The organism is Acidovorax sp. GW823-FHT02H02 (genome assembly GCF_058797075.1).
In genome coordinates this window covers 63,806-84,169 of record NZ_JBXAJH010000012.1, presented here as the reverse complement: position 1 = coordinate 84,169, position 20,364 = coordinate 63,806, and the positions used below count along the sequence as shown (strand labels likewise).

At 70.7% G+C, this 20,364-nt stretch carries 19 protein-coding genes; 15 read left to right on the top strand and 4 right to left on the bottom strand.

What is annotated here, in order from left to right:
* Positions 1 to 10 precede the first annotated feature (10 nt).
* Positions 11 to 223, top strand: a complete 213-nt coding sequence (locus AC1RDS_RS13895; RefSeq protein WP_059400380.1) for a hypothetical protein — start codon at positions 11 to 13, stop codon at positions 221 to 223.
* A 120-nt stretch (positions 224 to 343) separates the two neighbouring features.
* On the opposite strand, the gene AC1RDS_RS13890 is transcribed toward AC1RDS_RS13895, so the two are convergent.
* Together AC1RDS_RS13890 and AC1RDS_RS13885 are read right to left on the bottom strand one after the other, a co-directional pair.
* Complete coding sequence (locus AC1RDS_RS13890) at positions 344 to 1,345, bottom strand: LysR family transcriptional regulator (RefSeq protein ID WP_059400381.1); 1,002 nt, start codon at positions 1,343 to 1,345, stop codon at positions 344 to 346.
* 112 nt (positions 1,346 to 1,457) lie between these two features.
* Positions 1,458 to 3,770, bottom strand: a complete 2,313-nt coding sequence (locus tag AC1RDS_RS13885; RefSeq protein WP_059400382.1) for a hypothetical protein — start codon at positions 3,768 to 3,770, stop codon at positions 1,458 to 1,460.
* Positions 3,771 to 3,909: 139 nt separating this feature from the next.
* Between AC1RDS_RS13885 and AC1RDS_RS13880 the strand changes: the two genes are divergently transcribed.
* On the top strand, positions 3,910 to 4,887 hold the full coding sequence (locus tag AC1RDS_RS13880; protein WP_063840195.1) for a tripartite tricarboxylate transporter substrate-binding protein: 978 nt from the start codon (positions 3,910 to 3,912) through the stop codon (positions 4,885 to 4,887).
* A gap of 164 nt (positions 4,888 to 5,051) precedes the next feature.
* On the opposite strand, the gene AC1RDS_RS13875 is transcribed toward AC1RDS_RS13880, so the two are convergent.
* Positions 5,052 to 5,198, bottom strand: coding sequence for a hypothetical protein (locus tag AC1RDS_RS13875; protein WP_492227107.1), 147 nt, complete (start codon positions 5,196 to 5,198; stop codon positions 5,052 to 5,054).
* On the opposite strand from AC1RDS_RS13875, the gene AC1RDS_RS13870 reads away from it, so the two are divergent.
* The 5 genes from AC1RDS_RS13870 (at position 5,197) to AC1RDS_RS13850 (ending at position 9,062) form a co-directional block, all read left to right on the top strand.
* Positions 5,197 to 6,144: a hypothetical protein gene (locus tag AC1RDS_RS13870; protein ID WP_139222805.1), complete on the top strand. Its 948-nt coding sequence runs from the start codon at positions 5,197 to 5,199 to the stop codon at positions 6,142 to 6,144. The genes AC1RDS_RS13875 and AC1RDS_RS13870 overlap by 2 nt on opposite strands.
* A 327-nt stretch (positions 6,145 to 6,471) precedes the next feature.
* On the top strand, positions 6,472 to 7,161 hold the full coding sequence (locus AC1RDS_RS13865) for an autoinducer binding domain-containing protein (RefSeq protein ID WP_092939644.1): 690 nt from the start codon (positions 6,472 to 6,474) through the stop codon (positions 7,159 to 7,161).
* A 99-nt stretch (positions 7,162 to 7,260) separates the two neighbouring features.
* Positions 7,261 to 7,680, top strand: coding sequence for a DUF4902 domain-containing protein (locus AC1RDS_RS13860; protein WP_059400386.1), 420 nt, complete (start codon positions 7,261 to 7,263; stop codon positions 7,678 to 7,680).
* A gap of 48 nt (positions 7,681 to 7,728) precedes the next feature.
* On the top strand, positions 7,729 to 8,331 hold the full coding sequence (locus tag AC1RDS_RS13855; protein WP_092939581.1) for an acyl-homoserine-lactone synthase: 603 nt from the start codon (positions 7,729 to 7,731) through the stop codon (positions 8,329 to 8,331).
* 86 nt (positions 8,332 to 8,417) lie between these two features.
* Complete coding sequence (locus AC1RDS_RS13850; protein ID WP_139222806.1) at positions 8,418 to 9,062, top strand: hypothetical protein; 645 nt, start codon at positions 8,418 to 8,420, stop codon at positions 9,060 to 9,062.
* Between the two features lie 89 nt (positions 9,063 to 9,151).
* Here AC1RDS_RS13850 and AC1RDS_RS13845 read toward each other — a convergent pair whose 3' ends face one another.
* Positions 9,152 to 9,877, bottom strand: a complete 726-nt coding sequence (locus AC1RDS_RS13845) for a TetR/AcrR family transcriptional regulator (protein ID WP_082136773.1) — start codon at positions 9,875 to 9,877, stop codon at positions 9,152 to 9,154.
* Positions 9,878 to 10,418: 541 nt separating this feature from the next.
* On the opposite strand from AC1RDS_RS13845, the gene dinG reads away from it, so the two are divergent.
* From dinG to AC1RDS_RS13805, 8 genes are all read left to right on the top strand, one after another.
* Positions 10,419 to 12,572: an ATP-dependent DNA helicase DinG gene (gene dinG, locus AC1RDS_RS13840; RefSeq protein ID WP_059400388.1), complete on the top strand. Its 2,154-nt coding sequence runs from the start codon at positions 10,419 to 10,421 to the stop codon at positions 12,570 to 12,572.
* 162 nt (positions 12,573 to 12,734) lie between these two features.
* Positions 12,735 to 13,442 (top strand): hypothetical protein, encoded by a 708-nt coding sequence (locus tag AC1RDS_RS13835; protein ID WP_059400389.1) that lies wholly within the window; start codon positions 12,735 to 12,737, stop codon positions 13,440 to 13,442.
* A gap of 161 nt (positions 13,443 to 13,603) precedes the next feature.
* Entirely contained in the window at positions 13,604 to 14,506 is a 903-nt protein-coding gene (locus AC1RDS_RS13830) for an IclR family transcriptional regulator (protein ID WP_492227106.1), read from the top strand.
* A 107-nt stretch (positions 14,507 to 14,613) separates the two neighbouring features.
* On the top strand, positions 14,614 to 16,164 hold the full coding sequence (locus tag AC1RDS_RS13825) for an AMP-binding protein (RefSeq protein ID WP_059400391.1): 1,551 nt from the start codon (positions 14,614 to 14,616) through the stop codon (positions 16,162 to 16,164).
* 125 nt (positions 16,165 to 16,289) lie between these two features.
* Positions 16,290 to 17,237, top strand: a complete 948-nt coding sequence (locus AC1RDS_RS13820) for a tripartite tricarboxylate transporter substrate-binding protein (protein WP_063840196.1) — start codon at positions 16,290 to 16,292, stop codon at positions 17,235 to 17,237.
* A 37-nt stretch (positions 17,238 to 17,274) separates the two neighbouring features.
* On the top strand, positions 17,275 to 18,402 hold the full coding sequence (locus AC1RDS_RS13815) for a porin (protein WP_059400393.1): 1,128 nt from the start codon (positions 17,275 to 17,277) through the stop codon (positions 18,400 to 18,402).
* 33 nt (positions 18,403 to 18,435) lie between these two features.
* The gene (locus AC1RDS_RS13810; RefSeq protein WP_059400394.1) at positions 18,436 to 19,410 is read left to right on the top strand and encodes a zinc-binding dehydrogenase; all 975 of its coding nucleotides are present in this window, start codon (positions 18,436 to 18,438) and stop codon (positions 19,408 to 19,410) included.
* Positions 19,411 to 19,443: 33 nt separating this feature from the next.
* On the top strand, positions 19,444 to 20,214 hold the full coding sequence (locus tag AC1RDS_RS13805; protein ID WP_059400395.1) for a citryl-CoA lyase: 771 nt from the start codon (positions 19,444 to 19,446) through the stop codon (positions 20,212 to 20,214).
* Positions 20,215 to 20,364: the final 150 nt, after the last annotated feature.

Here is a 20,364-nt window from a genome sequence, read left to right as displayed (position 1 = left end):
TCTCGGGCTGGTGGGCTCCATCAAGACGCGCATCTGCGTGGACACGCTGCAGCGCGCCTCCGCGGCGGGCATGGTCGACGCGTGCGGCGTACTCGCCGCCATGAACAACATGGGCAGCGTCGATCTCGGGGGCTTCACCGCGAATTTCTCGGCCTCGCCCTCCGCCGCCTCCGACCGGGTCGACGTCGTCGTGCGGGCGCGCAGCGGGCACCTGCTGAAATAGCACGGGCCGCCGTTCGTTTCCCGCCTACGCCCGCGAGCAAGTGCGCGTGCGACCGCTGCGCCAGCAGTTCTCCAGTGCATCGCACCGATCGCCGATGGGCCGTGTCCGTGCGAACCGGCCCTAGTCGCGGCGCGAGGGCCGCCGGGCCGCCGGCGATGCGCTGGCGGTCCCTGAGCGGCCGGGGGTCGCTTGACCGCCTCGCGCCGAAGCCCCGGTACGGAGGACATCGATCAGCATGTCCATGGACGCGGTCCGGGTGCGGTCCTTCAGCGTGACGAGCCCCATGGCCACGGCAAGCGGGTTCTGGTCTTCCAGCTGCGACAACTCGCGCACCTGGAGGCTGCACAGCCCACAGCCCGGGCGCTCCGCGCCCATGGCCTGCGGCGCGGCGAGGATGACGGCATCGGTCCGAAGCGCGTACTCGCGCAGGACGATGACGCTCTCGCATTCCAAGGCCAGCGGCAGCATTCCCTTCTCGTCGCGGGCGATCAGCTTCGCCAGCCGGGCGCTCAGGATCGCGGGGATATGGACGGAGGCGAGCCGCTGCGCCCGCAGCTCCCCGAGGGTCACGGTCGCGCGGCCGGCCAGGGGATGGCCTTCGCGGCACATCAGGCTGAGCCGCATGCGCCCGATCGGCTCGACCGCGCAGCGTTCATGGTCGATGAGCTCGCGCACATCGGCGACGAAGAAGTCGAGTTGCTCCTCCATCAGCCTTCTTTGCAGCTCCCGGGTGTGCGCGACGTCCAGCCGCACGCCGACGCGCGGGTGGGCTTGCTGGAACGCGGCGATGGCGGGGAGCACCACCGCCGGCGCGGACAGCGGGCCCGCGCCCACGACCAGGTCGCCGAGCTCGCCCGTGCGCAGGAGCCGCAGCTCCTCGGACAGCTCCTCGCTGCTCAGCAGGAGCCTTTTGGCCCTGGCGAGCACCCGCTCGCCTGCCATCGTGAGCCGGACCCCGTTCGCCCGCCGGTCGAAGAGGGGCATCGACACGGACTCCTCGAGGGCGGCGACGCTGCGGCTGAACGCGGAGGCCGACAGGAAGGCCCGCTCCGCCGCGCGCCCGAAGTGCTGTTCCTCGGACAGCAGCACCATGTGGTGGAGCTGTTTCAGGTTGATGGGCATCGCTGTCGCCTCCTGTGTTGCGCATGGCCGCCAGGCCCGCGCGCTCCCGGCATCCGCGCGGTTCACTCGCGGGACACGGGGTCCGCCAGATCCGGTGGGCCGCCATGGCGCTTCAGGGCGCGGCGGTCGCCGAGGCCGGCGCCTCGGTGCCGTCCTGCGGTGCCTGGGGGTCCTGGGCCGCGTCGAAGGATTCCTCGAGGAGCCGGGCCATGTCCTCCAGGTTCATCACGAACTGCGCGAACTCCAGCCGGCGGTCCTTGAGGGCGATGCCGCGCCTTGCGGGGGCCATGGCGGCATGCTGCGTCTGGAGTACGGACTTCCCATCCAGGTAGTCGAGCAGGTCGTCGACCTCGAAGGCCTCGGCGCGCCAGAAGCGGCGCGGCGGCTCTCCGGGACCTCTTCCCACGTAGCCGCGCACCAGCAAGTTGATCAGCTCGTGCGCCTGTCGCACCGGGTGGGCGCCGCAGCGGTAGCCGCTGAAGGCGCGGTTGGCCGTGACCACGCAGGTGCGCACGCGCGCCGGGGCGGTGGCGTCCCAGCCAAGCGCCTTGAAGAGCCGCGCCTGGTTGCCGGGTTCCGCGAGCCATAGGGCGCGGAGGTCCAGTTGCTCCTCTGCCTTCAGGACCAGGTCGTAGCTGTTGCGCAGCTCGTGCGGCGAGCACGGGTGGTAGGCGTTCTTGCATTCGATGACGAAGAGCACGCCATCGCGGTAGCAGAAGATGTCGGTCTCGCGCCTGCCGCTGATGTTGAAGTCGAAGCTCTCCCGCACGAGAAAGCCCGCTTGCCGCAGCGCCGTCGCCACGGCCACCTGCATCGGATCGTCGGCCGCCGCGGTCACGCCCTTGATCCCGCTGGCGTGCATGATGCTGCGCGCGAGGTTGGACTTGGCCACGATCGCCGGTGGAATGGCGATATAGTCGCCCTTGGGGTCCAGCGAGTGCACGAACGGCCGGTACTGGAGGTCGATGTACACGTTGGCGCCCGCCGCGGAGTTCGTCGTCGGCAGCGACAGCAGCGAGATCAGCTCCTGCGCCTTCTCTGGCGACATCACGACCTGCAGCATCCGCAGCAGATCCGCGCGTGGCGCGACCATCACGGTGGACCGAAGCCCCAGGACCCTGCGCTTCACTGGGTCGTCCACCGTTTCCAGCTTCTTGCGGAACATGGTGTCGATGAGGTTGAACAGCCGTTGCGCCTTGAGCAGGTCCATGATGGAGAGCTGCCCGCTGACCCGCAGGTCGGTGCTGCCGGGCGGCTGGAAGGTGTCGATCAGGGCGCCTTGGAGGAGAGGGAACTCCTCCAGGAACGGGCCGTCGACATTCAGGATCTCGATCAGCGGCGCAAGACTTGGCAGCGTGATCACGAACCGCTCTACGGGCTCTGTCCGGAGCGAAACGAACTCCAGCAGGCCGGCCTGGAAGAACGCGGACAGCGCGTCCTGGAACGAGGGCAGCTTCGGCTGCTCACCGCCCAGGTGCCGCTCGGACGAGGCCGCGCGTATCAGCAACTGCTGGTCGGCCTGGATGTAGCCCAGCCGGACGGATCGTTCGAATTCGGGATCGATGGCCGAGACCAGCACCCCGGCGGGGGTGGCTTGCGCCTTGTACGGAAGGCCATCGAGCAGGACCTCCGCGTCGATCAGCTCGTTGAGCCTCAGGGCGTCCACCAGCAGGCTGGAATAGACGCCCTCATGCGCCGATGCGGCGTGGTCGTCGGTCCAGGTCCACGTCCGGGCGCCGATGCCGGGACCGTCCCGCGAGATCATGTAGAGCCGGGAGAACGCCGATGCGAGCTCGGTGGCGCTCCAGCGCAGCGGCTGGCTCTCGTCGGCCTGCTCGCTGCCCAGCCAGTTGATGGAGAACGAGGAGTTGACGAGCGCCAGCAGGGTCTTGAGGGCCGCGCCTCGGCGCGCCTTCAGGCGGTCGACGATGCTCCGGTGGATCTGCCTCGCGGGCCCGGCGAGCGCCAGCAGCGCCTGCACGGACTGCAGGTACTGGACCTGCTCGGACGGCAGCGGCGAGGTCGCGGACAGTTCGAGCGCCGCCGCCACGATCTTCTTCAGGCAGCCGCCGTCGTATCCATAGCGCGAAGCGCGCAACAGGCCGTCCTTGCGCATGCGCGCGAGCCACGTGCTGCCGTCGAGGCGCAGCAGGGCCAACGTGGACGCCACGGCGTCGCGGCGGTCGTTCGCTGCGATGCACCCGGCCAGGCGCTCGTAGAGAGCCTTGGCCTCTTCACGCGTGGCGGTGGGCGCCGGCAGTGCCTGGGCCGCCGCCGCCATGGCGGACAGGGTCGGTGCCTTCAAGAGTTCGGCGATGCATGCGGCCAGGTCCAAGAGGGGCTCCTTCGTGTATTCAGCGCGGGCCTGGCCCGACCGGCCGCCTTCGTCGCCGGCTGCCGCGCCGTTGGCGCGCGGCACCTCCATCTTATTGCAAGGATTGCAACGCTAGGCGGCTTAAATTGCATTGGACGCAAGCTGCCGCCTTGGCTACTCTCCTGGCGAACACGGTACTGGGCGGCCCCGCGCGCACCGGCCCGCAACAAAAGAGACAAAGGAGACAGCGATGGCGTATTCGAGGAGAAGGATCCTGCAGGCCGGGTCGGCTGCGATGGCGCTGGCCGCGTCCGGTCCGCTGCGCGCGGCGCCGGGGCCCGAACTGGCGCGCATCCTCGTGGGCTTTCCGCCGGGCACGACCACGGATGTCGTTGCCCGCAAGATCGGGGACCGGCTCGTCAACGACTATGCGCCGGCCGTCGTGGTGGAAAGCCGCCTCGGGGCGGGCGGTCAGCTCGCCGTGGTCGCGGTCAAGGCCGCGGCGCCCGACGGCGCCAGCATTCTCGTCACCCCCATGTCGATGCTCGGCGTCTATCCGTTCACCTACCGCAAGCTTCCCTATGACCCGGCGGCGGATCTCGCGCCGGTGTCCATGGCCGCAACCCTCGATTGCGGCATCGCGGTCGGCCCCGCGGTCCCGGAGCAGGTGCGGACGGTGAACGACCTGATGGCCTGGTACAAGGCGCACCCGGACCGCGCCAGCATGGGCTCGCCCGCCACGGGGTCGACGCTGCATTTCGCGGCCATCTCGCTCGGCAGGGCGGCGGGCGTGGAGATCACCCACATCGGCTACAAGGGCTCCGGCGCGGCGATCACGGACATGATCGGCGGCAACCTTCCGGCGCTCTGCAGCCCGCTGGGCACTTTCCTGAACCAGCCCAGGCTGCGGCTCCTCGCGACGACCGGGTCCGAACGGAGCCGGTTCACGCCCAAGGTGCCCACGCTGGTGGAGCAGGGCTTCAAGAACATGGTGTTCCAGGAGTGGTACGGCGTCTACCTGCCCGCCGGGGCACCCGCGTTCGCGGTGCAGAAGCTCCATGCGGCCGTGCACCGCGCGCTGGCGTCCAAGGAGGTGGAGGAGAGCTTCGCGTCCTTCGGGATGGAGGTGTCGCCGTCCACGCCTGCGCAACTGACGGAGGCGCTGCGCGATGCCCAGAAGAAGTGGGAGCCGATCGTCAAGAGCATCGGCTTCAGCGCCGACAGCTGAAGCGCACGCTCCCGGCCCTGCCATCCGGCCGCGACCCGCCGCAGCCGCGCCGGCGCTGCGCGCGGCACCGGCAACCGCAGCGGCCCCTGGGTGCCGCCGCTGCATCCATCGCTTCGCCCGCACGCATCCGCCCGCACGCATCCGCCTGCACGCATCCCACTGCCTTACCCCGGGGTCGGCCGGCCGCCTTCGCCCGCGACACTGCGCGACCGCCCCGGCTGGCAGACCAGCCCGGGGCCCTGCGGCTGGCCACGGCCGGGGGTTGAAGCCCGGTGCGAGGCGTGGAAGATGCAGGCGGAGGTGTCAGACATGTCCTTTCGAATGCAGTTGGCCTCGCTCCCGGACGGCGCGGGGTCCTTTGAGGTGTTGAGCTTCGCGACGGTGCGTCGCCCGGCGCATGGCGCCGCGCGCCCCTTCGACCCCGTGCTCGCGGCCACCGTGGGCACGCAGCTGGAGTACGGCAACCTTTTTGCCTATCTGTTCCGCCGGTTCGGCTATCCCAACGAGCCCTGGGACCGGCGCAACGAGCTGGCGCGCTATCTGCTCTCGACGCGCCGCGCCGACTTGTTCCTCGGCGTGGCGCCCCGGCTCGACGGCCGCGCCGATCTCAGCCTGGTCTTCCTCGGCCCCGCGGGACTTGGACAGGCGGCCCGGTCCTTCTGCAGCGCGCCCGTCGAGGCCTGGGAGGGCAGGGCGATCGCGCACGGCGCCCCGAGGGACTGGCCGGGGTGGCTGGGGCCCGCCTCTGCCGCCTCCAGAGCAAGCACCGACCCGCCAGGGAACCCCGCGGACGGCCCGGCACGCCGGCTGCGCGAGGCGCTGCGGCCCCGGCCCGGCGATCCTCCCTCCGTGGCGCTGCGCAAGCGCCGGTACCTGCAGCGCTGCCATGAGCTCTACGCGCGCGTCGAGCCTGCGCCACGGCCGCTGCAGCGGCCCGCCGCATTGAAGGACTGGTCCGATGCGGATCCGCTCAAGCCCTACGCCCTGGCCGCCACACAGGCGCTGCGCGAGCTGAAGCGCGACGTGCGGCTTGGCGACGGCGCGATCGATGTGTTCGGGGCCCGGGCGCCCACTCGGCGCGCGCTCGCCGGCGCGGAGTCCGCCGACCTGTCCTGGAACGCGCTCGTGCCGCAGAACGCCCCGCTCGTCGCCGAGTTGCAGCGGGCGCTCGTGCGCCTCGGCAGAGGCGACGCGCGGCTGGGTGTGGCCCGCGCATTGGCCCTGCTGCAGCGCGAGCCCGGGCGCGCCAGCCGCTGAGGAGCGTCGCATGCAACCCACCGGACGACCGAACAGCGCCAGCGGCTGCCGTCCGGTGGCCTGCGTCTGCCCGCTCCAGGGGACGGTCCGCCGGAATAACCTGCCCGATTTCCGTGCAATCGCAGCAAAATCGGTAGTTGCGTTGCCCGGCACTGCGTGTCGGGCGGCCTGCCGACAGCAATATCCGCTGGCGGCGGGGAGTCGTTGGCCGCCCACAAGGTAGACCAGTGTGTTCCATGTCCATGCACGGTGCGCCCGCCGCCGTGGGGATTCTCTGGAAGGAGGGTGGGCGGGAGAAGAGCCATGGAGAACTGGGCGGGATCCCTGATGCAGGCCATCGACCCCGACGGCGCCGAGGACGAGGTGTTCGCCCATATCGCGTTCGCCGCCAGGGGCCTGGGCTTCGAGTGGTGCGCGTTCGGGCTGCGCGTGCCCCTGCCGGTGACCGATCCGAAGGTCATGCTGGTCAACGACTACCCCGCGGTGTGGCAGCACCGGTATCTCGAGGCGGGCTACGTGCGCGTCGACCCCACGGTGCTGCACGGGCGCAGCAGCCAGGTGCCGCTCGTCTGGAGCGAACAGGTCTTCGCATCGACCCCGGGGCTGTGGTCCGAGGCGCAGTCCGCAGGCCTGCGCTACGGCTGGTGCCAGTCGAGCCTGGACGCGTACGGGGTGACGAGCATGCTCAGCCTGTCGCGCTCGTCCGAGCCGATCACCGGCACGGAGATGGCGGACAAGCGGATGCAGATGTCCTGGCTGGTGAACATCGCGCACATGGCACTGGGCCGCCACTTCAAGCCCAGGCTGTACGGACCGCCGGGCGCCGACCTGACGGCCCGGGAGACGGAAGTGCTCAAATGGACCATCGACGGCAAGACCGCCGGGGAGATCGCGCTCATCCTCTCGATCAGCATCGATACGGTGAACTACCACGTCAAGAACGCGACCCTCAAGATGAATTCGCCCAACAAGGCAACCGCCGCCGTTCGCGCGCTCGCGATGGGCCTGCTGTCGTGAGAAGCGCAGCGACGGTTTGACGGGCCGCCGCCGCTCTCCGAAACTGTCGGGTGCGCGCGGCGGAGCGCCCGGCCCGCGGCATAGGCGCACGATGACGACATGACATGGCAATACGGTCCCGCGTACGGTGAAGGTCCCTGGCTGTCCAGCACGGATGGCTTTGTGCGGCTGTCGCTGGACGCCATGCTCGACCTTCGGCTGGAGCACATGCTTTCGCGGCTGGAACAGGACCCCCAGGACATTGCGCGGTGCGGCGCACAGACCGCGATCTGCGGCTACAGCGAGTGGTTCAGCCGCGCCGCGCCGTGCCTGAGCATCGGCTGGGACTGGCGGCTGGTGTGCGCGCCGGGCGTGCTCGGGCTGGCGCGCGTGGGCTGGCCCCGCAGCAACGTCATGTTGATCGACCGGCATGGCGCCGACTACGCCTGGCGGCGCAATCTCGAAGTCCTGGGCACCGTGGTGGACGCGCTGCCGTGGCGCGACAACCCGCGGCAGGTCCTGTTGCGCTGCACGCTATAAGTGTCCTCCAGCAGTTGGTAGTACCGCAAAGCGCGGGCTGACGATGCAATGGCGGCTCGTCAGTCGTTGCTGGAGGCCGATGTGGAGATTATTGAAGGCACCCCGAGGTCCCTGTCGCCGGAATTGTTCGAGGGCATTGCGCGTTACCGGCACAAGGTGTTCATCGAGACGCTCGGATGGGAGCTTCCGGCCCGCGAGGGGCTGGAGCTGGACCAGTTCGACCGCCCCGACACCATCTATCTGGCCGCCCGCGAGTACGACGGCCGCCTGGTCGGCACCGCCCGCCTGATGCCGACCGACAAGCCCTATCTGCTCGGCGAGGTGTTCCCGCAGCTGATGGGGGGCGTCGAGCCGCCGCGGCGCGCCGACGTCTGGGAACTGTCGCGTTTCGCGGCCGTGGATTTCGCGCAGGCGGGGGCCCATCCCCTGGGCCAGTTCTCGTCGCCGGTCACCCTGCAGCTGCTGCGCGAGGTGCTGCGTCTGGCGGCCGACAACGGCGTCCAGCGCCTGATCACGGTGTCTCCGCTCGGCGTGGAACGGCTGCTGCGGCGAGCCGGCTGTGCCGCCCACCGCGCGGCGCCGCCGGTGGTGATCGGCGGGCAACCGCTCTTCGCGTGCTGGGTCGAAGTGCAGGGACGGCTGTCGAGCTGATGGACCCCATGTGCGATCCCACATGCAGGTTGCCGGCAGATCTCGGTCCGCCTGGCGCCCCACCGCCGCCGTCTGCGGCAGCCGACATGGCGCCGGATGCCCGTGAACCGGGTCCGCGGCGCGCAGGCGCCGCGGTGCAGCCGCCACAGACCCATGGCCAGCTTTCGCTCCTGATCACCGATGGGGCGGTATGGGACCTTCGGCGCGCCGCCCGGCGCAGCGGATGCCGTCTCGCCGAAATGCTGCTGGCGATGTTCGGCCTGGCGCTCGACCGGCAAGGACTGCATGGGGAGGCATCGATCACCGTTCTTTGGCCGGAACCGGGCCAGGGTGGGGCGATGCAGCGCGGCGTCGCCGGTGGCGCCGTGCAGCCGCGCGACGAGACGGCCATGCCGAAGGACATGCGCCGGGCGATCGCGGGCGGTGCTGGCCCCGGCATGGCATACGCCGACGCGCGGGGCGGCGTGGCTTTCCGGTACACGCGGTGCTGGCTGGGAGAGGCGACCATCGCGCGGCTGCTCGAGTCCGACGCGTCAGGTGATCGGGGCGGTGATGGCGGGTTCGATCTGCTGCTCGCGATCAGCGAGTTCGATGACGAACTGCTGCTGGAATGCTTCTACCGGACCGCTGCGACGACCGAACCGTCCGCCCGCCAGTTGCTGCAGGCTTATGTGAGCGACCTTGCAGACATCGCGCGCTCGTCTTCCGAGCCCACCGGCGCACGTGGCTGATCCCCTGGGCCGACCCCTGCCGGCCCGGGACGCGAGGTGCTTCGTCGGCGGGCCGGTTGGAGAGAGGCAAAGGCCGAAGCAGGAGGAACTCACGCCGCGGGCGACGGTACCGATGGCGTGGCGCGCCAACCGTGCAGCAGTGCCTCGACGTGCAGGCTGAGAAAGCGCTGCTGGTCGAAGTCGTTGGGCTGCGGGGTGCGCAGTCCTCCCGCATGCTCCCACAGCGAGAGGAAGAGCATGGGTGCGAGCACGAGCTTGACGGCGTATTGCATTTCGGGAATGCGCAGCTCGCCGCGTTCGACACCCCGCCGCAGGATGCGGCCGACCAGTTCGTTGCCGGGCTCGATGACCTCGCGCCGGTAGAAGTCCGACAGCTCGGGGAAGTTCTGTGCCTCGCACAGCATCAGCTTGGAGATGCCCGCGGCCGGCGTGTCCCCCACGCGCCGCCACCACACCTGCATGCAGTAACGCAGCAGTTCTTCCGTGCTGCCCTCGAAGCTGTCCAGCTCGCGGCCCCATTCGGCGAAGCGTCCTGCGATGACCTCGCGCACCACGGCCTTGAGCAAGTCTTCCTTGGTGGAGAAGTACAGGAACAGCGTGCCCTTGGAGACGCCCGCCCGGGCTGCCACTTCGTCGACGCGGGTGGCGGCGAACCCCTTCTCGACGAACAGCGCGAGCGCCGCCTCCAGCAATTCGCCCGGGCGCGCCTGCTTGCGCCGCTCGAACCTGGAGCCTGTCGCGGAAATGGAAGTGGTGGAGTCCAACGTGCGGTTCTTCTTGTGATCGTGCGGTGGTTGATTGGGCCACACCTGCATGCGGCGTCAATCCGGAGGTACCTGGGGCAGTTCGGGCGCGGCGGAGTCGGCTGCGGCCCCGCGCCGCCCGGCATCGGGACGGGCAGGGCCGCGGCACCGGCCTCAGGGCGCGGTCCGTGACGCCTCGCGATGCCGCGCCCGCAGGTGCATGCGCATGCGCCGCGCGTGCTCGCCCTGCGGGTCCGGCAGCAGATGCTGCTGGATCTGCCAAGCCGCAGCGTCTCCAGCACGGCGCTTTCGGCCTGTGGATCCCACAGCACGGACGGGGCGCCGGTAGCGGCTCGCCGGGCGCGGCGCTAGAGGGCACGTGCCCCCGGGGAAGGAAGTGCCGCAGTTGCGACCTTGACGCGGCCACAGGGCGTGCTGCAGCGTATCCGCCGGGATAAGGAGCCAGCGCCGGAAGCCTGGAATCGTTGCCGGTCCCGCGGCGGCACTTGCTCGGGTCCAGGGCGCTGCGCCGCAGCCTGCGATGCCATGCGCTGCCTGCGCCTCGCGGTCGCCGCCGGGGTTGACCGGGCCGAAACGGGGGCGATGCTGGGCCATGCTCACCCCCGACGAGAAGCAGCTGATGCAACGGTGTCTCGACGCGATCCGCGAACGATCGCCGGGGTTCCGCGCGCGCCGCCCGCAGCTGCAGATGATCGCGGCGGTGGCGCACGCGCTTGCCCGCGTCGATGCCAGCGACGCAGAGCGAAGCGACGGAGCGCACCTCGCCGTGATCGAGGCCGGAACGGGCACCGGCAAGACGGTCGCCTATCTGCTGCCCGCACTGGTGCTGGCGCACTTGCGCGGCCGCAAGCTGGTCGTGTCCTCGTCCACCGTCACGCTGCAGGAGCAACTGCTGCACAAGGACGTGCCGGACCTGCTGCGCTTTCTGCCGTTCCCGGTCTCCTACGTCGTGGCCAAGGGCCGGCGGCGCTTCCTGTGCCCGGCGCGGCTCGCGCAGCGTCTGGACCAGCAGGCCGCGGTCGAGCCGCGCGACGCGCCCGGGCAGCAAGACGACGCGGCGGCGGACGGTGCCGGCGTGCGGCCGCTGCGCTGGTTCTCGCGCCTGGCCGAGGCCTTCGATGCCGGCCGCTGGTGCGGAGACCGCGACGCCTGGCCGCAGGTGATCCCGGAGTCCGTCTGGGCCAGCGTCACGACGGACCGCCCGGGCTGCCTGGGCAGCCGCTGTCCGAGCTATGCGCGCTGCCCCTTCTACCAGGCCCGCCAGCGTGCCAAGGAGGCCGACCTCACCATCGCCAACCACGACCTCGTGCTGGCGGCAGCGGACATGGAGCCCGGCAGCACGCTGCCCGATCTGCGCGAGGCGCTGGTAGTCTTCGACGAGGCGCACAGCCTGCCCTCCAAGGTGGTGGACCACTGCGCCTCGCGCCACTCCGTGTGCAGTGCGGCCTCCTGGGTGTCCCATGCGGCCCGCGATGCCCGCGCCGCCGTCACGGCGCTGCGGCTCGGCCGGTTCGGCCCGGATCTCCCGGATCCTGCCCTCCCTGCCGCGCGGCTGTGCGCGGCGCTGGAGCGCCTGCTGGAGGCCGTGGGGCGGCACTGCGAGTTCGCTGGCCAGCAACGCATCAGCCGCTTCGCAGGCGGCGTGCTGCCTGTGGAGGTGCGGAAAGCGGGCGCTGCCGTGCTGGACGCAGCGCGCGCGATGGGCCAGGACCTTCTGACGCTCCGCACGGCGCTCGTGGACCGCGCAGGCGATCGTGCCGAGGCCGTGCAGCCGCACCTGGCCACGCTCGGGGGGTACTTCCCGAAACTGGAGGAGCTGGTCGCGACCTGGGACTGGATGCTGTGCGACGAGACGCAGCATCCGCTGCCCGTGGCGCGCTGGGTGGAGCGCCATGCGGGTTCGGGCGGTGGCGACGACTTCCTGGTCTGCGCGGCGCCGATCAGCGGCGGGCCGCGGCTGCGGGAACTGCTGTGGAACAAGGTCGGCGCTGCGGTGTTGACGTCGGCGACCTTGCGCGCCTGCGGGCGCTTCGCCATGTTCCTGGAGGAGGCGGGACTGCAAGGCTATGCGGCACTGGAACCTTTGGCGCTGGCATCGCCGTTCGACTATGGGCGCCGGGCGGTCCTGCATATCCCGGGAGTGCGCGCCGATCCCCGCGATGCGGCCGCCCATGGGCAGGAGATCGTGCGGCGTCTTCCTGCCTTGCTGGCGCGCCAGCGCGGCTCGCTGGTGCTGTTCGCCTCGGCCCGGCAGATGCGCGAGGTCCAGGCAGCCTTACCCGACGAACTGAAGGCCTGCGTGCTCATGCAGGGTGAATGCTCCCGGCGCGAGCTGCTCGAGCGCCACCGTGCCCGGATCGATGCGGGCGAGCGCTCGGTGCTGTTCGGTCTGGCCAGCCTGGCCGAGGGCGTCGATCTGCCGGGCGAGTACTGCACCCATGTCATCTGCGCCAAGCTGCCGTTCTCCGTGCCGGACAACCCGCTGGAAGAGACGCGCCGCGAGTGGATAGAGGCACAGGGGCGCTCCGCATTCCTGGAACGCAGCGTGCCGGAGGTCGGCATCCGGCTGGCGCAGGCCACGGGGCGGCTGCTGCGCACGGACGACGACCACGGCACGGTGACGGTGCTGGATCCGCGGCTCGGGAGAACGCATTGGGGCCGCATGCTGCTGCGCGGCCTGCCGCCGTTTCGCATCGTCATCGGCGACCGGCCGCTCGATGCGCCCGGCTTGGCCGAGGCGGCCTGACGTGGCGCGGGCGGCTCAGGCGACCCGCACGGCGGCAGCATGGAGCGGTGTCCGCCCGCGGCCGCCCCCTGGCCAAGCGGCGAACCGGACGGCGCGGCGCTGCTCAGCTGTGGCGGCATGCCCTCGGTTCCGGTACAACGCATTCGCAGGAGGAGAGAGATCATGCGCGTCATCAGGAAACCCCGGTATCCCGAGATCAACCAGCTCACCACGAAGCTGATCGTGGGCGTCATCGCCATTGCGATCGCTTCCGTCACCGGCTGGGTGTCCACACTCGAGCGCCCGCTCGCATCCATCAGCGAGTCGTATTTCGCGGGCGACTGGTCGCGCAACATCTTCGTCGGCTTCCTGTTTGCGATCTCGGCCTTCCTGCTCTCGTACAACGGGCAGACCCGGGCGCACATGGTCCTGTCCCGGGTGGCGGCGCTGGCGGGCCTCGGCGTGGCCATGTTTCCCTGCAAGTGCGGCGGCCGCGAGGAGATCATCCCCTATGTCCACTATGCCTGCGCCGCCGTCATGTTCTCGGTGCTGGCGTATTTCTGCATCGCGTTCTACCGGCATGCGCGCAGCAAGCCCCACCGGCAGGCGCACTGGCGCGCGAGGCTGTACCTCGCATGCTTCTGGGCCATGGTCGCGGCCATGGCCGTGCTGCTGGTCAATGGCATCTGGGGTGACGATCTGGGCATCGAGGCGCGGCTGCCGCGCATCGTGTTCTACGGCGAGGCGGTGGCGCTGTCGGCCTTCGGGGTGTGCTGGCTGGTGGCCAGCCGGGTGCTGCCCGGGCTGACCCGGCCCGAGGAGCGCCATCGGCTGCTGGCCGAGGACCCTCCCGGCGCGGACGACCGCGGCGGCGAGACGCCACGGTCGTGACGCTGGATCCGCAGTCCCTCGCGCCGCGGTGAGCGGCCGCGCCCGCGCGGAGCGCCCCTGACGGCGCTGCGCACCCTTGCCGGACAGTCCGCCGGATGGGGCGTCGGCCCGCTGCCGCTCGCACGCCCCTGGGAAGGGGCGGCGGGGTAAGGCTGCAAAATATGACAAGAATCGTCCGGCGCTCTGGTCTCGGTCCGGGCACAGGCATGGCATCCGAAACCATCTTGGGAGACATCATGGTTGTACCGTTTGATCACGGCGCCAGGCGTGACGGCGCACAGACGCTGGGGCGGGGCCTGCGGATCGCCTCGCTGATCATGCAGGCGGGCCAGGGCGGACTGGGTCTCTCGGACGTGGTGGAGGCCACGGGCCTGAACAAGTCCACGACCCATCGGCTGCTGTTGGAGCTCGTCGGCGCCGGACTGCTGTCCCGTGACGAGCAGCGCAGGTACCGGCTCGGGCCCCTGGCCTACGAGATGGGATTGGTCTCGTCCTACCGCTACGACGTGCGCCCGCTGTGCGAGACTTCGCTGGACCGCATCGCCTGCAGTACGGGCGACACCGTGTTCCTGGGCAAGCGGTGTGGCGCCTCGTCCGTGTGCATCGACCACCGCATCGGCGCCGAAGTGCGCCCGCCCATCGTGCCGCCGAAAGGCCGCGTCCATCCCCTGGGGGTGGGCTCGATGGGGATGGCGGTGCTCAGCCAGCTGAGCGACGAGCAGGTGACCGTGATCAACGCGGCGAACCGCAAGCGGCTGGAGGCCTTCGCCGGCGTCTCCTCGGCCTACGTCCAGGAGATGGTGGAGCGCACGCGCGCGCTGGGTTTCGCCCGGATGGCGAACCATGTGGCGCACGGGGTGGTGTCGCTCGGCGTGAGCATCAACGACGGGTCGGGACGGCCCCTGCTGGCCATCAGCGTGGCCACGACCCTGGGCCGCATGAGCCGCAGCCATGAGCAGTCGGTGCTGGACGCGCTCTATGCGGAAGCGCTGGTCCTGCAAGAGAGCCTGCTGCAACGCTCCCGCTTCCCGGCCGACGCTTTCGCCGTCCCCGTCACGCCCTAGCGCGCGGCCATTCGCGCGAAGTTCCCTGTATGTGGAACTTCGCGGCACCACGGGCGCGCCGCCCTTCCTAGACTTCGGTGCAACCGATGTGGATGGAAGGGAAAGCAATGCAGGCAAACGCGATGGCGTCGATGGGAGAGGCGCTGGTCCATGCGTTCGAGCGCTCCGGCGCCAGGGTGGCGATCGAGTGCGACGGCGCCGAGGTGACGTATGCGCAGCTGGCGTCGGACGTCGCCAGGACGATCGGCGCGCTGCGGGCCCTGGGCTTGAAGCCGGGCGACCGGATCGCGCAGATCGCGGCGAACGGCTATGAGGCCTTCCTGGTGGTCGCGGCGGCCTACGTCGGAGGCTTCACCCTGGTGCCGCTGCAATACAACGGCGATCTGGAGGACCATCGCTTCGCCATCGAGGACAGCCGGCCCGCCCTGGTGATCGTCGATGCAGGGCGTGCCGGCCGCGCGCAGCAATTGGCGGCGTCCTGCGGGCACGCATTCCTGCGCGCGACCCACGACGAGCTGGCCACCGCGGCCGCCGGGCAGCCGCAGCGCCCGCTGCGCTCGTTCGCCGGGGCCGCGGACCCGCAGGGCTGCGCCCGCCTCAACTACACCGGCGGCACGACGGGCAAGCCCAAGGGCGTGATGATCGCCTCGGCCGCGCTGACCTACGCCACGATGCTGCACGTCATCGCCAACGGCTACGACGGCGATACCCGGCTGCTCGTGGCCTCGCCGATCTCGCACGGCGGCGGCTCGTTCATCCCCCCGGTGCTGTGGATGGGCGGGCGCGTCGTCATCCACAACGGGTTCGATGCGGCGCGCGTGACCGCGGAGATCGCCAGCGGCCGGGTCAACTCGCTGTTCCTGGTGCCGACGATGCTGTACGCCTTGCTCGACCACCCGGACGTGGCCCGGATCCAGCGCGGGCAACTGCGCAGGGTCACCTACGGCGCCGCTCCGGCGTCGCCCGCCCGCCTGCGGCAGGCGCTGGAGCTGTTCGGGCCGGTGCTGGTCCAGAGCTACGGTCAGTCGGAGGCGCCCGGCGCCATCCTGTACCTGTCGGCGCAGGAGCATGTGCACGAGGATCCGCAGCGGCTCATGGCGGCCGGCAAGCCCTATCCGGGCGTGAGCATCAAGCTGGTCGGCCAGGACGGCCAGGCGCGCACCGGCTCCGGGGAGGTGGGCGAGATCTGCGTGCGGGCGCCGCACGTGATGCTGGGCTACCTGAACAACCCCGAGCTGACCGAGGCGACGATCAGGGACGGCTGGCTGCATACCGGTGACCTGGCCCGCGTGGACCCGTACGGCTTCTTCCATATCGTCGACCGCGCCAAGGACATGATCATCTCCGGCGGGTTCAACGTCTATGCGTCGGAGGTGGAAAGCGTCCTGGAGGCGCACCCGGACGTCAAGGCCTCGGCGGTGATCGGCGTGCCCGACGAACGCTGGGGCGAGGCCGTGAAGGCCTTCGTCGTGCCGCAGCCCCAGTGTTGCCCCGCCGAGGCGGATCTCATTGCCTTCGCCAAGGCGAACATCGGCTCGATCAAGGCGCCCAAGACGATCGAGATCACGGGCAGCCTGCCGGTGACGAAGGTCGGGAAGATCGACAAGAAGGCGTTGCGCGCGCCGTACTGGGAGGGCAAGGCCCGCGGAGTGAACTGAGCCTGCCGCGCTGCGGCCGGCCACGCAGCACCGTGTATCGGAGAGCCGCCAGCCGGTGCGGCCGCGCACCGGGTGGGGCAGGGCTGCTGTCCAAGGGAAGAACGGAAGACATCAAGGAGACAACGATGAAACGCAGATCGATTTTGCTGGGCGTGCCGCTGGGCGCCATCGCCCCCGCCATCTTCGCCAGCCCCAGGCCGGTCACGGTGGTCGTTCCGTACCCTGCTGGAGGCACCACCGACAAGGTGGGCCGCTACGTGGCGAATGGGTTGACGGAGAAGCTGGGCCAGAATTTCCTCGTGCTCAACAAGCCCGGCGCCGGCGGGACCATCGGCATCAGCGAGGTCGCGCGTGCGCCGGCCGACGGATCGATGCTCGGGATCGTCTACGACTCGCACGCCGTGGACCACCTCGTCTACCCGAGCCTTGCCTACCATCCGTTCAGGTCCTTCGAGTTCGTCAGCCTCGTGGTGACCGCGCCGCACGTGCTGGTCACCTCCGCCCGCACGCCCTACAGGACCCTGGACGACCTCATCGCCGCCGGCAAGGCGGGCCCGAACAAGGTGACGTACGGCGCGATCGGCGAGGGCACGTCGACGACCTTGAATGCGGCGCTGTTCGCCGAGAAGGCCGGCTTCCAGGCGCTGCGCGTGCCGTACAACGGCGGCGGTGGCGCCTACCTGGCGGATCTGCTGGCCGGGCGCTTCGACTACATCATGGGCGCCTTGCCGGCGGCCCTGGCCCATATTGAGAGCGGTCAGCTGCGCGCGCTCGCGTACGGCGGGCCCACCCGGTCCACCTTGCTGCCGGAGGTCCCGACGCTCAGTGAGACCTTCCCGGGCATGGAGGCTGCGTCCTGGGTCGGCGTGGTCGCTCCCGCAGGGCTGCCCAAGGCCAGGGTCGACCAGCTGAGCGATGCGATCCGCGCTGTGGTGCTCAGCGAGCCGCTGCGGCACAAGCTGGTGGCGGAGGGCTTCGTGGTGCAAGGGTCCACCAGTGCCCAGTTCCTCGAGCGCGCGCGCGCCGATTCCGAACTCCAGAGCCGGCTGCTCAAACGGGGCGCGAACAAGTAGCCCCCGACCGGCACCACCAGAACAAGAGGAGACAACCATGAAACACGCCATCGCGGCGGCGGGGGCTTGCTTTGCCCTGGCCGCCTCCCACTCCCACGCGCAGACCAACGTGGTGGTCTACGGCGTGCTCGACGTCGGCATGGACTACGGCAAGGCCGGATCGTTCAGCCAGGTGCGTCAGCTGTCCGGCGGGCTGGTCGGCTCGCGGCTGGGATTCCGCGGAACCGAGGACCTCGGCGGCGGCCTGTCGGCGGTGTTCCGCCTCGAAAGCGGCATCAACGCCGACACCGGCACGTTCGCCCAGGGCGGCCGCGCGTTCGGGCGGGAGGCCACGGTGGGGCTTTCCTCCAAGGACTGGGGCACGATCCGCCTCGGCCGCATGGGCAGCACCTTCTATGTGGCATCGCTTTCGGTCAATGCATTCCAGGCCGGCCAGTCGGGCTCGGTGTCGGCGATCACGAGGAGCACCGCGACGAGCGACAAGTACCCGCTGCACCTGATCGCCGCGGCCCGCTCCGACAACGCAGTGCACTACACCTCGCCGTCCTGGGGCGGCGTGCAGCTCCAACTGCACGGATCCGCCGGCGAGAAGAGCACCACGCAGGGCAGCATGGTCGGGGCCACGCTGCAGTACAACGCACGCCCCTGGAACGTCCTCGTCTCGGTGGCCAAGCAGCGCGGCGCCGGCAGCACGGACCGGGTGGGCGCGGCGCGCGGCCTGATGGTGGGCGGCAGCTACGACGCGGGCTTCGCAAAGGTCTTCGCCGGGTACACGCGCGAGAAGAACGACTGCCTCACCTGCACCGGCGTGCTGGAGCGCATGGAGGGGCTGACCGCCCGCGGCGCGGGCGACTTCACGCTGCTGAACCTGGGGGTGCGCGCGCCGGTGGGTGCCTGGACGCTGATCGGCGAGGTGTTCTACCTGCGCGACCGCAGCGACTACGCGGCGCCGGTGGGCAACAGGGATGTGCCGTGGCTGGCGCTCGGCGCGGAGTACGCACTGTCCAAGCGCACCACGCTGTGGGGATCCGTCGGGGCGGTGCGCAACCGCAACGGCTCCCAGTACGTGCTGTCGACCGGGCCCGCGCCGCGTCCGGCGAACGCGGTTCCCGCGGGCAACCCCACCGCCAAGAACATCGGCATCGGGATCACCCATGCGTTCTAGTTCCTTCGCCGCCGGCGGCCGGGAGGCGCGCCGATGAAAGCCGTCGTGGTGGTCGATTCGCCGCAAGGCAAGACGCTGCAGGTGCGGGAGGTGGCCGCGCCGGTGCCCGGGCCGGGCCAGGTGCTGGTGCACGTCCATGCCGCGGCCCTGAACCGCTCGGACCTGAGCCGTACGCAGAAGCACTATGCGCCGCGTCCAGTCCACATCGCGGGCAACGAGATGAGCGGCGAAGTCATCGCGCTGGGCCCGGGGGTGACGCGCTTCGCGCCCGGCGACCGCGTCATGGCCTTGGCCGACGGCAGCTACGCCGAACAGGTGTGCGTAGACGAAGACGTGGCCCTGAGGGTGCCGGACGCGCTGCCGCTGCTCGACGCCGCAGCCGTGCCGGTGAGCTACCTGACGGCGCACGACGCGCTGCGCAGCGCCGGCCACCTGGCCGGCGGCGAATCGGTCCTCATCCACTCCGTGACCTCCGGCGTGGGAATCGCCGCGGTGCAGATCGCGCGGGTGCTCGGCGCGGGCCTCGTCATGGGCTCGACGCGCCGTGCCGACAGGGCCGAGCCGCTGCGCGCGCACGGCCTGCAGGAGATCGTGGACCTGGCGCGGGCGCCCGACTTCTCGCGCGCCGTCCTGGAGAAGACCGGCGGGCAGGGGACGGCGCTGATCCTGGATGCGATCGGCGGCGGCGTGCTCGCCCAGAATCTGGCCGCGGCGGCGGTTCGCGGGCGCATCGTGGTGCTCGGCATGCTGGGCGGCACCGAGGACACGCTCGACCTGAACCTGCTCGCTTTGCGCCGGCTGCAGCTGATCGGCGTGTCCTTCCGCAGCCGCAGCCTCGCGGAGCGGGCGCAGGTGTGCCGGCGGTTCGAGGCGGAGCTTGGGCCGCGCCTCGCGGACGGCACGCTGCGCCCCGTGATCTCCAGGACGTTCCCCCTGGACGAGGCGCTGCAGGCCCAGGAGTTCATGCGCGGCAACCTGCACCTGGGCAAGATCGTCCTGCTGCCGTGAGCGACGCGAAAGACAAAAAGGAAGGTATCCGCCATGAACGTGACAGCCATCGGCCACGCGAGCACCCACACGGTCACGCTGCGCGGCCATGACCTGGCGCACGAGGTCCTCGGCAAGATGGACTTCGTGGAGGCGCTGGTCCTGTGCGTGCTGGGCCGCAGGCCGCGCGCCGAGGAGAAGCGGATGATCGACGCCATCCTCGTGGTGGCCCTGGACCATGGCCTGACCCCGCCGGCCATCGCCGCCCGGATGGCCTATCTCGGCGCACCCGAGTCGCTGGCTGGCGCCGTCGCGGCGGGGCTGCTGGGCGCGGGCTCCCGCTTCCTGGGCCCGGCGTCGCTGGCGGCCGAGCAGTTCGCCGGCTGGACGGCGGGCCTGACCGACGGCAACGGCCCTGAAGCCTACGCCCGGCTCGCGCGCGAACTGGCCGCACCTTCGGCGGGAACCCGGTTTGTCGGCTTTGGCCATCCGGTGCACACCGAGGGCGATCCCCGCGTCCCCGCGCTGCGGCGCATCGCGCAGGAGAACGGCTTCCACGGCAAGGCATGGCGCCTGGCCGACGCCATCGTGCAGGAACTCGAGCGGCAGGGCCGGCGCCTGCCGCTGAACGCGGCCGGCGGGACGGCGCTGTGCGTCCTGGGCATGGGGCTCGAGCCACGGCTCGCGACGTGCCTTGCGCTGATCGGGCGCTGCGGCGGACTGGTCGCGCATATCCTCGAGGAAAGCGCGGCGCCGCTGGCACAGGACGCCTGGCGCTTGATCGACACGCAATTCACCGCGCCGCCCGCGGACATCCGCCGGTGATCCCGGCGGGACCCGGGGATGGCGCCTCGGCAGCGCCCGGCCGGGCCAGGCGCCGCATGCTTGCGCCGAAGATCGTCGGCGCGTCCCAGCGGCCGGTGCGTTCATCCAGGCTTCAGGCGGCCTGAAAGGGCCAGGCGGCGGTGTCCGCCA